The 13920-nt window shown below is 67.4% G+C and carries 14 protein-coding genes and 1 pseudogene; 12 read left to right on the top strand and 3 right to left on the bottom strand.

Features of this window, described 5'->3' with window-relative positions; translation table 11 throughout:
• Positions 1-231: 231 nt before the first annotated feature.
• Positions 232-1242, bottom strand: a complete 1011-nt coding sequence (locus ACZ7KI_RS04800; RefSeq protein WP_470271835.1) for a GlxA family transcriptional regulator — start codon at positions 1240-1242, stop codon at positions 232-234.
• 43 nt (positions 1243-1285) lie between these two features.
• Here ACZ7KI_RS04800 and ACZ7KI_RS04795 point away from each other — a divergent pair, with 43 nt between their 5' ends.
• The gene (locus tag ACZ7KI_RS04795; RefSeq protein WP_470271834.1) at positions 1286-2053 is read left to right on the top strand and encodes an NAD(P)H-dependent oxidoreductase; all 768 of its coding nucleotides are present in this window, start codon (positions 1286-1288) and stop codon (positions 2051-2053) included.
• 3 nt (positions 2054-2056) lie between these two features.
• On the opposite strand, the gene ACZ7KI_RS04790 is transcribed toward ACZ7KI_RS04795, so the two are convergent.
• Positions 2057-2626, bottom strand: a complete 570-nt coding sequence (locus tag ACZ7KI_RS04790; RefSeq protein ID WP_470271833.1) for a flavodoxin family protein — start codon at positions 2624-2626, stop codon at positions 2057-2059.
• A gap of 97 nt (positions 2627-2723) precedes the next feature.
• On the opposite strand from ACZ7KI_RS04790, the gene ACZ7KI_RS04785 reads away from it, so the two are divergent.
• The 11 genes and pseudogenes from ACZ7KI_RS04785 to ACZ7KI_RS04735 all read left to right on the top strand — a co-directional run bounded on the left by ACZ7KI_RS04785 (position 2724) and on the right by ACZ7KI_RS04735 (position 11798).
• Positions 2724-3140 carry a MarR family winged helix-turn-helix transcriptional regulator gene (locus ACZ7KI_RS04785; RefSeq protein ID WP_470271832.1) on the top strand — a complete coding sequence of 139 codons (417 nt, stop codon included), beginning with the start codon at positions 2724-2726 and terminating at the stop codon, positions 3138-3140.
• A 52-nt stretch (positions 3141-3192) separates the two neighbouring features.
• Positions 3193-3821: pseudogene (locus ACZ7KI_RS04780) on the top strand (SRPBCC family protein).
• 169 nt (positions 3822-3990) lie between these two features.
• Positions 3991-5142, top strand: a complete 1152-nt coding sequence (locus ACZ7KI_RS04775) for a sensor histidine kinase (protein ID WP_470271831.1) — start codon at positions 3991-3993, stop codon at positions 5140-5142.
• Positions 5139-5804: a response regulator gene (locus ACZ7KI_RS04770; RefSeq protein WP_470271830.1), complete on the top strand. Its 666-nt coding sequence runs from the start codon at positions 5139-5141 to the stop codon at positions 5802-5804. The genes ACZ7KI_RS04775 and ACZ7KI_RS04770 overlap by 4 nt, the downstream gene beginning before the upstream one ends.
• A 56-nt stretch (positions 5805-5860) precedes the next feature.
• Positions 5861-7498: an acyl-CoA carboxylase subunit beta gene (locus ACZ7KI_RS04765; protein ID WP_470271829.1), complete on the top strand. Its 1638-nt coding sequence runs from the start codon at positions 5861-5863 to the stop codon at positions 7496-7498.
• Positions 7495-7713, top strand: a complete 219-nt coding sequence (locus ACZ7KI_RS04760; RefSeq protein ID WP_470271828.1) for an acyl-CoA carboxylase subunit epsilon — start codon at positions 7495-7497, stop codon at positions 7711-7713. The genes ACZ7KI_RS04765 and ACZ7KI_RS04760 overlap by 4 nt, the downstream gene beginning before the upstream one ends.
• 83 nt (positions 7714-7796) lie before the next feature.
• Positions 7797-8618: a helix-turn-helix domain-containing protein gene (locus tag ACZ7KI_RS04755; protein WP_470271827.1), complete on the top strand. Its 822-nt coding sequence runs from the start codon at positions 7797-7799 to the stop codon at positions 8616-8618.
• A 220-nt stretch (positions 8619-8838) separates the two neighbouring features.
• Positions 8839-9045 (top strand): DUF397 domain-containing protein, encoded by a 207-nt coding sequence (locus ACZ7KI_RS04750; protein WP_470271826.1) that lies wholly within the window; start codon positions 8839-8841, stop codon positions 9043-9045.
• Positions 9042-9362 (top strand): hypothetical protein, encoded by a 321-nt coding sequence (locus ACZ7KI_RS04745; RefSeq protein ID WP_470271825.1) that lies wholly within the window; start codon positions 9042-9044, stop codon positions 9360-9362. The genes ACZ7KI_RS04750 and ACZ7KI_RS04745 overlap by 4 nt, the downstream gene beginning before the upstream one ends.
• Before the next feature lie 212 nt (positions 9363-9574).
• Positions 9575-10201 carry a PadR family transcriptional regulator gene (locus ACZ7KI_RS04740; RefSeq protein WP_470271824.1) on the top strand — a complete coding sequence of 209 codons (627 nt, stop codon included), beginning with the start codon at positions 9575-9577 and terminating at the stop codon, positions 10199-10201.
• A complete protein-coding gene (locus ACZ7KI_RS04735) occupies positions 10182-11798 on the top strand; it encodes a DHA2 family efflux MFS transporter permease subunit (RefSeq protein WP_470271823.1) in 1617 nt (538 codons plus the stop codon). Before ACZ7KI_RS04740 ends, ACZ7KI_RS04735 begins: the two co-directional genes overlap by 20 nt.
• 171 nt (positions 11799-11969) lie before the next feature.
• On the opposite strand, the gene ACZ7KI_RS04730 is transcribed toward ACZ7KI_RS04735, so the two are convergent.
• Positions 11970-13775 (bottom strand): glycoside hydrolase family 3 protein, encoded by a 1806-nt coding sequence (locus ACZ7KI_RS04730; RefSeq protein ID WP_470271822.1) that lies wholly within the window; start codon positions 13773-13775, stop codon positions 11970-11972.
• Between the last annotated feature and the right edge of the window lie 145 nt (positions 13776-13920).

The raw sequence follows: 13920 nt of genomic DNA, 5'->3' as shown, positions 1-13920 counted from the left end.
TCCGTTCACTCACGCGTGCCCTCCGTCGGATCACGCGTGTCGCCCGATGGCAGGTACCTAAGACACCAGTGGCCCTCACCCGAATCGCCACTCACGCCATTCCCCCGAAACCGCACCTGCAGCCCCGCGGCATCCAGAATCAGGCCCGCCCTACCTCGACTTTGCCGGGACCCTGACCCTCAAAGTAGGGAAGGAGGCCTTCACGGACATGCCACGTTTGCCTTACCTCTTTTAGACCGCCTCGCGGAAGGTGTTCCGGTACGCGCTCGGCGAGACCCCCAACGCGGCCTGCAGATGCTGGCGCAGCGACGCGGCGGTGCCGAAACCCGCCTCGGTGGCGATCCGGTCCACCGGCAGGTCGGTCTCTTCGAGCAGCTGGCGAGCCCGTTCGACCCGCTGCTGAGTGAGCCATTGCAACGCCGAAATCCCGACCTCTTCCCGAAAACGCCGCGTGAACGTCCGCGTGCTCATCGACTCCTTCGCCGCGAGTTCGCGCAACGTCAGCGGCCGGTCGAGGTTTTCCAGCGCCCAGGCCCGCGCCGCCGAGGTCGACGAGGACTGCGGTTCCGGCACCGGACGGCGGATGAACTGCGCCTGCCCGCCTTCCCGATGGGGCGAGACGACCGTTCCGCGCGCGACCTCGTTCGCGACCGCGGCACCGTGATCGCAGCGGATCATGTGCAGGCAGAGGTCGATGCCGGACGCGACGCCCGCCGCGGTCAGCACGTTGCCGTCGTCGGTGTAGAGCACGTTCGGATCGAGGTCGACCTTCGGGAACGTCGCCTGGAAATCCAGCGCGGAGCGCCAATGCGTGGTCGCCTTCCGGCCGTCGAGGAGTCCGGCGGCGGCGAGCACGAAGGCGCCCGTGCAGATCGACGCGATCCTGGCGTCCGGCCGGATCAGCGCCAAGGCACGCGCGAGCGGTTCGGTGAGGTCGTGCCCCGACGGCTCGTACTCGGTGGACGACGCCGGGATGACGACGGTGTCGGCCTCGGCCAGCACTTCCGGCCCGCGCGGGACCGAGATGGTGACGTCGGCGTCGGTCCGGATCTCCCCGGGCTCCGGCGTGCAGGTGACGACCTCGTACAGCGGCTCGCCGTCGGCCGATTTGGCCGTGCCGAACAGCCGGACGACGATGCCCAGCTCCATCACCAGCATGCCGTGCCGGACCAGCACGGCGACCCGATGGCGACCCGGACGCGTGAAAAAGCCCATGGCTCGATTCTTGCACATGTTGGCCATCAGGCCACTCGATTCCCTGAGGCGACCGAGAGACCTTGAAGACATGAACGTGTTGTGGATCTTCGCCCACCCGGAACCTCGGTCCCTCAGCGGCTCCCTGCGCGACGAAGGGGTGCGCACGCTCCGCGAACAGGGCGCGAACGTCCGGGAATCCGACCTGTACGCGATGAAATGGAAGCCCGTCGTCGACGCCGACGACTTCGGCTCGGCGGCCGGCGGCGACCGGATGATCGTCGGCGCGACCTCGAAGGACGCCTTCGCCTCGGGCGAACTGAGCGAGGACATCCGGGCGGAGCACGAAAAACTGACGTGGGCGGACACGGTGATCGTCCAGTTCCCCTTGTGGTGGTACGGAATGCCCGCGATCCTCAAGGGCTGGTTCGACCGCGTCTTCGTCAAGGGTTTCGCCTACGGCGTCCAGCGTCCCGACGGCAAAACGGCGCGTTACGGCGAGGGGAAGCTGGCCGGAAAGCGTGCCATGGTCCTGCTGACCGCGGGCGCTCCGGAAGCCACGATCGGACCGCGTGGCGTGAACGGCGAGATCAACGATCTGCTGTTCCCCTTGCAGCACGGAACCCTGTGGTACGCGGGAATGTCCGTCCTTCCGCCGCTGACGGTCCACAGCGCCGACCGCGTCAGCGCCGAGCAGTACGACGTCGCCGCCGAAGCGCTGCGCGACCGGTTGCGGACACTGTCCACAAGCGACCCGATCCCGTTCCGTTCCCAGAACGGCGGCGACTACGACGAGAACCTCGTCCTGCGCGACGACCTCGCTCCAGGCCGGAGCGGAATCGGCGTCCACACCTCCTGAAGCTCAGGCGCGCACGAGGTCCGCCCCCGCGAAGAAGGTCACGGCCGCCTTGAGCGCCCCCTCGTCCAGCAGGACGTCACCAGGGCGGCTCCCGTTGCCGAGCAACTGCCCACCCCACTGCATTCCGAGATATTCGGCGGTTTTGCGCAGGGTTCCGATCACCGGTTCCGCCTGCTCCGGTTGCTCGGCAAGGGCGCTCACTCCCCACAGGGTCTTACCGCGCATCTGCTCCTTGAAGCGGAGTTCGGGCTGGTCCAGCCAGGCCGCCCAGTGGTCGAAGTACAGCTTCACCGACGCCGACACGCTGTACCAATAGACCGGTGACGCGATCACCAGATCCGTGGCCGCCATGGTCGCGTCGAACAGCGCCCGCTCGTTTCCGGCGGGCGGGACGAAGTCCTCGCCGTCGTGTTTCCGGTCGACGAACGGCGCCAGCGGCAGCTCGGACGTCCGGATCCACCGCTGCTTGACACTCCGGGGCAACTCCTTCGCCGCCCGCCTCGCCAGCATCTCCGTGTTCCCGCCCGCACGGGCGCTCCCCAGCAGGAACAGGAAGCTTCGGTCCTCGGTCATCGCGATCCCCTCCGAAGTGATTCCAAAGTACATGTATGTGCAAACAGATGCTGTCACTGCATGTAAACTGCTGTCAAGCGAATCGAGGGAGGTCGTCATGACCGCCGATGAACTGGCGTGGGGTCGCGTCCTCACGCTGCACGGGCGCATCGAACAAGAACTCGCGAAGGCACTGCAGCGGCGGCACGGGCTCGGTCTCTCCGAGTTCCGCGCGCTCGGCAAGCTGGCCGCCACCGAGAAGGGCGTCTTGCGCATGCAGGAACTCGCCGAGGCGATCGGGCTCAACCAGAGTTCCGTGAGCCGGATGGTCGTCCGCCTCGAAGACGCCGGCCTGACCGACCGCGACCCCTGCGAGAACGATCGCCGCGGGGTCTACACCTGCATCACCGAAACAGGAAGGAAGCGGTACGCCGAAACCGAGCCGACCTACCAGGAGGTCTTGACGACGGCTCTCGACAAGGCCCACGCCGACCCCGAACTGAAGAGCGCGGTGGCCGCCCTGCGCGGCGTTTGACCCAGTATTCCTTCACGGTTATATTCCTCTGGAGGCACATTAGGAGGTATCCGTGGCCGGTCGCGCCAGGTTGGAAACCGTCGGAGAACGCCCAGCACTCCGCCTCGAACGACGGCTCGCGCACAGTCCCGAGCGCGTCTGGCGGGCGGTCACCGAACCGGCGGAACTCGCGCGATGGTTCCCCGCGGCGGTCACCGTCGATCCGCGGCCGGGCGGGACCATCGAGTTCACCTTGAGGGCGAAGAGACTCCGACAGCGGGCAAGGTCCTCGAAGCCGACGCGCCGCGCGTGTTCGCGTTCAGCTGGAACGACGACGTCCTTCGCTGGGAAATCAACCCGGAGGAGGACGGCTGCCGTCTGCTGTTCACGCATACGTTCGGCCGGGGCGAACCCGCCATCGCCCGGATCGCGGCAGGTCGCACGGCCGCCGGTTGGGACAGCTGCCTCGTCGCGCTCGCGGCGCTGCTCGACGGCGAAGAGCAGGACCCGCCCGAGGACTGGGTCGGTCTCATCGAGGCCTATACCGAGGAATTCGGGCTCGCCGACGGCGAAGTCCTCGAAACCGGCGCCGAGCTGGTGATCCGCTTCCGCCGCGGCTACTGGAGCTCTCCCTGCCCCGGGGTGGCGTCGTCCGTTGGGAGTTCACCCACTCCGCACTCGACGGCACCATGGTCGAGGTGACCCAGACGGTCCCGCGTGGACAGGACGACGACGTGCCCGACGCGCTGCGAAGCTGGCGCGAGAAGCTGAAGGAGTTCTTCGCGGCGGCCTACGGAAGCTGATCTCCACCCTGGGGATGACCTCCACCGGACGGACGCGCACACGCCATCCGTCCGGCTAAGTTCGCCGTATGAAACAGCCGCCGATGTTCCCCAATCGAGTGGCGCACACGATCGACGTCCTCCTCGCGCTGGTGCTCCTGGTGGCCGTCGGCGGGAACCTCGCGGCGAAGACGTGGACGTTCACCGTCGCGATCCCGGTATGGCTCGCTTGGGCCGCGGTCGGCGCCTGCGCGACCGCGATCGTGCTGCGGCGCCGCCATTCGGTGACGGCCTACTTCCTCGCGCTCGGCACCATGGTCCCCGCCTCGCTCGCGGGCGGGGGCCTCGGCCCGGCGTCCGCGTTGGCGACCGCGGCCGCCCTCTACACGGTGGCACTGGAACACCCGCGCCCCCGTTCGCTGATCGCGATGGGCGCGGGCCTGGTCGTCGTGGTGTTCCTCGAACTCCTGCACCTCGGGCCGAGCACGCTCGCTTCGACGGCCTTCGCGGGCGGCGGGCTGGCGGGCTCGTGGGCGCTCGGCTGGACGGCGAGGCAACGGCAAGCGAACCTCGCCCAGCTCGCCGACGCCCAGGCGCACCAGGCGGTTTCCGACGAACGACTGCGCATCGCGCGCGAAATGCACGACGTCGTCGCGCACAGCATGAGCCTGATCGCGGTGAAGGCCGCCGTGGGAAACCACGTCGCGAAGGAGCAGCCCGAAGAAGCGCGGGAAGCGTTGCGGGTCATCGAACTCACCAGCCGCGAAACCCTCGTCGAACTAAGGCGAATGCTCGGCGTCCTTCGCTCGGGCGACGGCACACCCGAGGCCGCGCTCGGCCCCGCCCCGAAACTCGCCGATCTCCGGACCCTGGCCGAACGCGCCGGGCAGGCCGGGGTGCGCGTCGAGCTGACCGGCGAGGTGGTGGACGAACTCCCCGAAGGCGTCGCGCTTTCGATCTACCGCATCACGCAGGAGGCGGTGACCAACGTCGTGAAGCACGCGGGGCCGTCCACCTGCCGGGTCACGATCACCGGAGGCCCGGGCGAGATCAGCGTCGAGATCGTCGACGACGGGCGGGGCGAAGGCTCGCCCGCGACCGTCGGCGGGCACGGCTTGGTCGGCATGCGTGAGCGCGTCGCGGTCTACGGTGGTGACTTCGAAGCGGGACCACTGCCCGCTGGGGGATTCCGGGTGTTCGCGCGGTTGCCGTACGCCGTCAAGGAAGTGGGGACGCGATGATCCGGGTACTGATCGCCGACGACCAGGCGTTGCTGCGCGGCAGTTTCCGCGTGCTCGTCGACAGCGCGCCGGACCTCGAAGTCGTCGGCGAGGCGGGCGACGGCGTGGAGGCGGCGGAACTGGCCGAGCAGGAACGCCCCGACGTCGTGCTGATGGACGTCCGGATGCCGGAGCTGGACGGGATCGAAGCGACCCGGCGGATCTGCGCGTCGGCGGCCTGCGAAGGCGTCCATGTGCTGATGCTGACGACTTTCGACCTCGACGCCTACGTCTATTCGGCCCTGCGCGCGGGAGCGAGCGGGTTCCTGCTGAAGGACACCCCGCCCGCCGAGCTGCTGACGGCCATCCGGGTCGTCGCGGCGGGCGAGGGACTGCTCGCGTCGTCGATCACGCGGAGGCTCATCGCCGAATTCGCCCGGCTGCCCGAACCGGGCCGGCGCGTCGCGGCGTCGCTCGACAACATCACCACACGCGAACGCGAGGTACTGAGCCTGATCGCGCGTGGCCTGTCGAACGACGAGATCGCCGGGACACTGCACCTCGGGCTGGCGACGGTGAAGACCCATATCGGCCACCTCCTGCACAAACTCGCGGCGCGGGACCGGGCACAGCTGGTGATCACGGCCTACGAGTCGGGTCTGGTGCGCGCTTCCCTCCAATGACGGACGTTGCCTACGCCACACGCGAAGTGACCGTCGAGTAGCTAGGCTGCGGTTTCATGAGCAGTGCGACGGAGCCGCTCGGGACGCCACCCGAGGACGAACCGGACATCCACACCACGGCCGGGAAGCTGGCCGACCTGTACCGCCGGTATGACGAGGCGGTGCACGCGGGTTCCGCGAGGGCGGTGGAGAAACAGCACGCCAAGGGCAAGAAGACCGCTCGCGAGCGGATCGATCTGCTGCTGGACGAAGGATCGTTCGTCGAACTCGACGAACTGGCGAAGCACCGCTCGACGGCCTTCGGCCAGGAGAAGAACCGGCCGTACGGCGACGGCGTCGTCACCGGCTACGGCACCGTCGACGGCCGTCCGGTGTGTGTGTTCAGCCAGGACGTCACCGTCTTCGGTGGTTCGCTCGGCGAGGTCTATGGCGAAAAGATCGTCAAGGTGATGGACCTGGCGATCAAGACCGGCCGCCCGATCATCGGCATCAACGAGGGCGGCGGCGCGCGGATCCAGGAAGGCGTCGTCTCGCTCGGGCTCTACGGCGAGATCTTCAACCGCAACGTCAAGGCGTCCGGCGTCATCCCGCAGATCTCGCTGATCATGGGCGCCAACGCTGGCGGGCACGTCTACTCCCCCGCGCTGACCGACTTCGTGGTGATGGTCGACAAGACCTCCCACATGTTCATCACCGGCCCGGACGTCGTGAAGACCGTGACGGGTGAAGAGGTCTCGTTCGAGGAGCTCGGCGGCGGGCGCACGCACAACACCCGTTCGGGTAACGCGCACTACCTCGGTTCCGACGACGAGGACGCGATCGCGTACGTCAAGGAACTGCTCTCCTTCCTCCCGGCGAACAACCTCTCCGAAGCGCCGCATTTCGAGACGGACGCTCCGAAGCCCGGGTTCTTCGAGGCCGTCACCGAGTCCGACCGCGAACTCGACACGCTCATCCCGGACTCGCCGAACCAGCCGTACGACATGCACGAGGTCATCAACCGCGTCGTCGACGACGGCGACTTCCTCGAGGTGCACGAGCTGTTCGCGCCGAACATCCTGGTCGGTTTCGGCCGGGTCGACGGGCGCAGCGTCGGCATCGTGGCGAACCAGCCGACCCAGTTCGCCGGCTGCCTCGACATCGACGCGTCCGAGAAGGCCGCGCGGTTCGTGCGCACCTGCGACGCGTTCAACATCCCGGTCCTGACCTTCGTCGACGTCCCCGGCTTCCTGCCCGGCACCGACCAGGAATGGAACGGGATCATCCGGCGCGGCGCGAAGCTGATCTACGCCTACGCCGAAGCGACCGTCCCGCTCGTCACCGTCATCACCCGCAAGGCGTACGGCGGCGCGTACGACGTCATGGGGTCGAAGCACCTCGGCGCCGACGTCAACCTCGCCTGGCCGACCGCGCAGGTCGCGGTCATGGGCGCGCAGGGCGCGGCGAACATCGTCCACCGCAAGACCCTCGCCGCGGCCGCCGCCGACGGCAAGGACGTCGACGCGTTGCGGGCCGAACTCATCCAGGAGTACGAAGACACCCTCCTGAACCCGTACGCGGCGGCCGAGCGCGGTTACGTCGATTCGGTGATCGTGCCCGCGCACACCCGCGGCCACATCGCGAAGGCGCTTTCGCTGCTCCAGGGCAAACGAGAGACGCTGCCGCCCAAGAAGCACGGGAACATCCCGCTGTGAGCACGCCCGAAACCCCGCTGCTGCGGGTCGTCCGCGGCAATCCGAGCGACGCCGAACTCGCCGCGCTGACCGCCGTCGTCGTGGCGGCGGCCAGTGCGCGAGCACCGGAACCGGCACCGAAACGGGATTCGTGGTGGGCGGACAAGGCTTCGCTCGTGCGCGCCCCGCTCGCCCCCGGCGAGGGTGCCTGGCGGGCCTCGGCTCTCCCTCGCTGACGCGCGATCGAAGGAGCACGGATCCTGTTCCCGCGGACTAGAGTGACAGTCCTGTCGACCGGATCCGCCTCAGAAGGCCGTGCGTGACGAACCAGGACCACCTCTCCACCGAGCTGCGCCGCCTGCGCAAAGCCGCCGGTCTGTCCGGCACCGAGGCGGCGAGGCTCACCGGCCTCAGCCAGTCCAAGGTCTCCCGGGTCGAAACCGGCGCGTTCATGCCGACCGAGGACCAGGTCGTGGCGCTGTGCCACGCCTATCGCGCCTCGGCGAAGGTGCGGCGGGCCTTGGTCACGATCACCCGCGACCTGCGCGAGGAGGCGTCGTCCGCCCGCGTCGTGCTGCAACGGGGCGCCTGGCGGATGCAGCAGCGCATCGGCAAGATCGAGACCGCGTCCGCCCGGATCCGGAGTTTCCAGCCGACCATCGTGTTCGGCCTGCTCCAGACCCGCGACTACATCACCGCGCTGTTCGGCGACTCACTGCCGGACGGCGAACGCGACCAGACGATCGAAGCCCGCTTGGAGCGCCAGCGGATCCTCGAATCGAAGCGTGAGTTCCACTTCGTGCTGACCGAAGGCGCCCTGCGCTGGAACATGGGCGGGGCGAGGACCATGGCGGCCCAGCTCGACCACCTCATCGACCTGTCCTGCCACCGGCGGGTACGGCTCGGCGTGATCCCGTGGACGACGCCGGTCTCGGTCGCCGTTCTCCACGGTTTCGACATCTACGACTCGCGCGCGGTGCTCCTCGGGACGCAGACGGCCACGGCGCTCGTCACGGACGAACGGGAAGTCGCCGACTACGAGAAGAACTTCGCCGAAGTCGAGCGTTACGCCACCTACGACGACGTCGCGTGCTCGCATCTGGCGCGGATCGCGGCCGACTACCGGGCGCTCGCCGACTGAACCGCTCCAGTGACCAAGGACTCTTGGTTCTATGCACCCCGAGAGTGCATCGTATGTAAAGCGGCTGTCGGTGAAGGTCCCTTTTCCTGCGCTGAGCGCGATTTCGGGGCCCTTCACGGACCGTTCACCGAACCGCGGCGGTAGATCACCCGAAATTGACAACTTTGCTTCCACGCAACCCGTCTACTTGCCGAAACAGTCACTGGGGAAAGGCACTCCGATGACCAACTGGCACGAACGCATGACCGGCTGGCACAAGTCGACCTACACGCACTGGGAGGAGAACGCCTGCGTCGAAGTCGGCGGGCTGTCCGGCCTGGTCGGCATCCGGGACACCAAACAAGGGGCCCTGCCGGACGAGATCCGGCCGATCCTGGTGGTCCCGGCCGAGTCCTTCGCCGCGCTCATCGAGCACTTGGACCGATGAACGACATCGCCGAGCCGTACATGGTCCACGATCCGCGGGAGATGGCGGGTCAGCTGATCAACGGCAACTGGATCGTCGCGCGATGGGAACATCTCGGTGAAGACGAGGATCTGGATCACTGGACCGCCGTGCTGCGCGAACACTGCGAAGAACTCGGCGTCGATCCGTACGTCATCAACATCCCGCGCAAGAGCCTGACGATCGTCTTCAACGGCGCGCTCCCCGCGCCCACGTTCGAACAGCTGGAGAACTCGGTGGCGGCCATCGAGTACCACCGCTTCCTCGAGCGCGAAATCGGGCCGAGACGCCTGAACTAGGCGCAGCGGTCCAGCTTGACCTGACAACGCCCCAGACCACGGCGTTCGTCATGAACCTCCCCGTCCCCGCCCCTTGAGCGTGCCTCGCCTTCGCTTGCGCACGCTGTACGCGTCGGCGATCTTCGTACGCGAAGGCTCCTTGAGTATCGAGCGGTTCATCGCATATAGTCCATGCGGAATAATCAGTACGGAATCTTCCGAGAGGATCACTCATGGCCGCGAAGCTCACCCCGCTCGCCATCGCGGTGCTGGAACTCCTCCACGAGCGGCCCATGCATCCGTACGAAATGGCGCAGCTGATGCGGGACCGCTACGTCAGCAGGCGCGTCAAGGTGAAGGCCGGATCGCTCTACCACACCGTGGATCGCCTGGTACAGAACGGTTTTATCGAGGTCGTCGAAACACAGCGGGACGGGAAGCGGCCCGAGCGGACCGTTTACACGATGACCGAAGCCGGCCTCGACGAGTTCGTCGACCGGGCCAAGGGCATGCTCAGCACCCCGGCCGAGGAGTACCCCGAGTTCCTCAGCGGGCTTGCCGTCATCGACGAACTGGGCCCGGAAGTCTCCGTGGCCCAGCTCAAAAACCGCGTGCTTCAGCTACAGGCGGCCACCGCGTCGGACCAGGTCGTACTCGACAGCCTGGTCAATGAGAAACACCTTCCAGAGGTCTACTGGCTCGACTGGTCCTACACGACCGCGCACCGCGCCTTCGAGCTCGAGTGGACCCAGAAGCTCATCGAAGACCTGGAATCCGGCCGCATCCGGTTCCAGGGCCACTGCACCCCACAACTGAACCTGGTCACCGAGGACGAACCCGATGAACGCAAGACAAGCTAATCCCTGGGCGGCACTTTCCGCGCTGTGCCTGGGTTTCTTCATGATCCTGCTGGACACCACGATCGTTTCGACCGCGATTCCCGCGATGCTGCGCGAACTCGGCGCCGGGCTGAACGCCATCGTCTGGGTGATCAGCGTCTACCTGCTGGCCTACGCGGTACCGATGTTGTTCGCCAGCCGCCTCGGCGACCGCTTCGGCCCGAAGCGGGTCTACGCGGCGGGCCTCGTGGTGTTCACGCTCGCCTCGCTGTGGTGCGGTCTCTCCGGTTCGGTCGAGATGCTCATCGCCGCCCGCGCGGTGCAGGGACTCGGGGCCGCCTTGATGACGCCGCAGACCTTGGCGTTCATCAGCCATCTGTTCCCGCCGTCGAAACGCGGACCGGCCATGGGACTCTGGAGCGGCGTCGCCGGGATCGCGGCGATCACCGGACCGTTGCTCGGCGGCGTGCTCGTCGACCACCTCGGCTGGGAATGGATCTTCGTCGTCAACCTGCCGATCGGCGTGGTCGCGCTCGCGCTGGCGCTGCTCAAGGTGCCGGACTGGCAGCCGAAGCACTCGCATTCCTTCGACGTGCCGGGAATCCTGCTTTCCGGCGCCGGACTGTTCTGCCTGGTATACGGCGTCCAAAATGGACAGCAGTACGACTGGGGGCGGGTGTTCGGGCCGATCACCGTGTTCGAGATCATCGGCGCCGGCGTCGCCCTGCTGATCGCTTTCGTGGTGTGGCAACGCTTCAATCGCAAGGAACCGTTGTTGCCGCTGACCGTCTTCGCCAACCGCAACTTCTCGGCGGGCACCCTGACCTCGGTCACCGTCGGCTTCGCGATGACCGGTATGTTCCTGCCGCTGGTGATCTACCTCCAGGCCGTGCTCGACGAATCCCCGACGATGACCGGCCTGCTGTTCGCGCCGATGTCGTTGCTGGCGGGGATGATCGGCCCGTTCGTCGGCAAGGCGTCGGACAAGGTCAACGGCAAGATCCTGCTCGTCATCGGCCTGAGCGCGCTCGCCGCGGGAATGGCGCTCGTCGCCCTGCTGGCCCACGCCGACGCGAACGCGTGGGCGCTCACCCCGGCGCTGCTGGTGGCGGGCGCCGGGATCGGGTTCATCTTCGCCCCCATGGGCAACCTGGCGATGAGTTCGGTGGAACCGCGGCTCACCGGGACCGCGTCGGGCATCTTCAACACCGCCCGCCAGGTCGGCGGCGTACTCGGCAGTGCCGCCGTCGGCGTGCTGCTGCAGGCTCGGATCAGCGTGTCGATCGCCGACGAGGCGGCTTCGGCCGCGACAGCGTTGCCGGAGCCGTACCGTGCCCCGTTCGCGGAAGGCATCGCGAAGGCCGCGGAATCGACCGGCGAGTTCGGCTCTTCCGGACAGGCGGCCATTCCGGGGCTTCCCGCCGATGTGGCGGAGCAGGCTCAGCGGCTCGCTCTCGAAGCCGTCCACAATGGACTTACGGACGCGGCCCGGGTGACCTTGCTGCTGCCGGCGGCTGTGCTCCTGCTGGGCGTGCTGGCCGCGCTCACGATGCGTCGCCCGGCCCCGCGAGCCCCTCGCCCGGCCGTCGCCCCCGAGGCCGCCGCCACCGCCGCCTGACCGGGCCCCGCATTTAGAGGACTAAACGCGTTTCACCCCGCACCCCAGGTCCCGCATTTAGTCCTCTAAATGCGTCGGGGGTGGGCCCGGAGAGTGCAATGAAAGGTCCTTTCCTTGCAAATTTCGCAAGGAAAGGACCTTTCATCTCATCCGCGGGAGGGCGGAAGCTTCCTACCGGCGGTACCGCAGACCGAAGCCGTACGGGAACAGCGCCTTCTTGCCGTCACCGACGTTCACCGGCTCCTGGGCCGCGCTGGTCGGCCAGCTGAACGTCAGTTTCCCGGTCGGGTTGTAGTCGCCGTAAAGGACATCGGCGACACCGGCGCCTTCGCTACCCGGGAGCCAGGCGGCGACGAGTCCGTCGAACTGCGGCAGTTGCGCGGCGATGTCGAGCGGCCTGCCGGACACGGTCACCACGACGACCGGGACACCGGAACTCTTCAGCTTGGCGATCGTGGCGAGGTCTTCCGCGTCGAGTCCGAGGCCGTTCGGGCGGTCCCCCTGCCCCTCGGCGTACGGCGTTTCGCCCACCACTGCGACCGCGACGCGGTAGCTCTTGTCGATTCCGTCACCCGCACGGTCATAGGTCACCGTGGTTCCCTTCCCCGCCCCCGACTTGAGCCCGTCGAGGATGGTCGTGCCCGGGATGACCGGGCCGCTCTGCCCTTGCCAGGTCAGCGTCCAGCCGCCTGCCTGATTGCCGATGTCGTTCGCGTTCTTGCCCGCGACGAAGATCTTGTTGTTCTTCTTCGCCAGCGGCAGCACACCGTCGTTCTTCAGCAGCACCTGCGATTCGCGGACGGCCTGCCGGGCCAGTTCGCGATGTTCCTTGCTGCCGAAGGTCTTCTGGAGCGACCGGTCGGTGTACGGGTGCTCGAACAGGCCGAGCTTGAACTTCTCCGCCAGGATGCGGCGGTTCGCGTCATCGATCCGGGCCGTCGAGACGCGGCCCGCCTCCACCTCGGCCTTGAGGTAGGAGATGAACTGCGGCGCGTCCCACGGGACCATGAACATGTCGATGCCCGCGTTGACCGAAAGCCGCACTTCTTCGGGCGTGAAACCTTCTTGCCCGTCGATCTGGTTGATCGCGTTGTAGTCCGAGATCACCAGGCCGGAGAACCGCAGTTCCTTCTTGAGGACGTCAGTGATGAGGTACTTCTGGGCGTGCATGCGCACACCTTGGAAGCTCGAGAACGAGATCATCACCGAGCCGACGCCGCGGTCGATCGCCTCGCGGAACGGCGGCAGGTGGATCTGGCGCAGTTCGCGTTCGCTGATCTCGGTGTTGCCCTGGTCGACGCCGTTCGTGGTGCCCCCGTCGCCGACGTAGTGCTTCGCGGTCGCGAGCACCGAACCCGGCTTCTCCCCGAGCCTGCGCCCCTGGAGACCGGTGATGGCCGACGCGTTGGCGACGGCGTCGCGCGGGGATTCGCCGAAGGATTCGTAAGTGCGGCCCCAGCGATCGTCACGGGCGACGCACAGGCACGGCGAAAAGTCCCACTGCGGCCCGGTTCCGGCGACTTCCAACGCGGTCGCGCGGCCGATTTTCTCGACCAAGCGGGGATTGTTGGCGGCGCCGAGGCCGATGTTGTGCGGGAAGATCGTTGCGCCGTAGACGTTGTTGTGGCCGTGCACGGCGTCGACGCCGTAGATCGTGGGGATGCCGAGCGGCGTCGAAACGGCCGCCTTCTGATACGAGTCGACCATGTCGGCCCAGCCGTTCGGCGTGTTGCTGGCCGGCACGGAGCCACCGCCGGACAACAGCGACCCCAGCTTGAGGGCGGCGGCCTGATCAGGCGTGACCGCACCGCGTTCGGCCTGCGTCATCTGGCCGATCTTGTCGTCGAGACTCATCCGTTTCAGCAGGTCGTCGACCCGCGAGGACACCGGAGCATGCGGGTTCCGGTAGAGCGGCCCCGGCGAGGCCGACGCCATCGGCGTCACGGCCGAACCGGCCAAGAGCAGGCCTGCGAGCACTGTGGTTTGCGTCGTGCGAAGCGATCTTCTGACGCGGAGGCGGGACGGCATTGTTTCCTCCGTAGCTCGAACAATCCATATGTTGCGCGCCACAACAAACTAGCTCCACGATCGGGTGTCCCAGGTCACAATTAGGCAACGGAGG

This window comes from Amycolatopsis sp. NPDC039088, assembly GCF_055598845.1.
The sequence above is the reverse complement of the archived record's forward strand: the minus strand, read 5'-3'. Positions and strand labels throughout refer to the sequence as shown.

What these genes read in the sequence shown, in the direction of transcription:
- ACZ7KI_RS04750 (WP_470271826.1), top strand. Translation starts at nt 8,839, where the DNA reads ATGACCAACTGGCACGAACGCATGACCGGCTGGCACAAGTCGACCTAC.
- ACZ7KI_RS04785 (WP_470271832.1), top strand. Translation starts at nt 2,724, where the DNA reads ATGACCGCCGATGAACTGGCGTGGGGTCGCGTCCTCACGCTGCACGGG.
- ACZ7KI_RS04795 (WP_470271834.1), top strand. Translation starts at nt 1,286, where the DNA reads ATGAACGTGTTGTGGATCTTCGCCCACCCGGAACCTCGGTCCCTCAGC.
- ACZ7KI_RS04735 (WP_470271823.1), top strand. Translation starts at nt 10,182, where the DNA reads ATGAACGCAAGACAAGCTAATCCCTGGGCGGCACTTTCCGCGCTGTGC.
- ACZ7KI_RS04740 (WP_470271824.1), top strand. Translation starts at nt 9,575, where the DNA reads ATGGCCGCGAAGCTCACCCCGCTCGCCATCGCGGTGCTGGAACTCCTC.
- ACZ7KI_RS04775 (WP_470271831.1), top strand. Translation starts at nt 3,991, where the DNA reads ATGAAACAGCCGCCGATGTTCCCCAATCGAGTGGCGCACACGATCGAC.
- ACZ7KI_RS04745 (WP_470271825.1), top strand. Translation starts at nt 9,042, where the DNA reads ATGAACGACATCGCCGAGCCGTACATGGTCCACGATCCGCGGGAGATG.
- ACZ7KI_RS04765 (WP_470271829.1), top strand. Translation starts at nt 5,861, where the DNA reads ATGAGCAGTGCGACGGAGCCGCTCGGGACGCCACCCGAGGACGAACCG.
- ACZ7KI_RS04800 (WP_470271835.1), bottom strand. Translation starts at nt 1,242, where the DNA reads ATGGCCAACATGTGCAAGAATCGAGCCATGGGCTTTTTCACGCGTCCG.
- ACZ7KI_RS04790 (WP_470271833.1), bottom strand. Translation starts at nt 2,626, where the DNA reads ATGACCGAGGACCGAAGCTTCCTGTTCCTGCTGGGGAGCGCCCGTGCG.
- ACZ7KI_RS04770 (WP_470271830.1), top strand. Translation starts at nt 5,139, where the DNA reads ATGATCCGGGTACTGATCGCCGACGACCAGGCGTTGCTGCGCGGCAGT.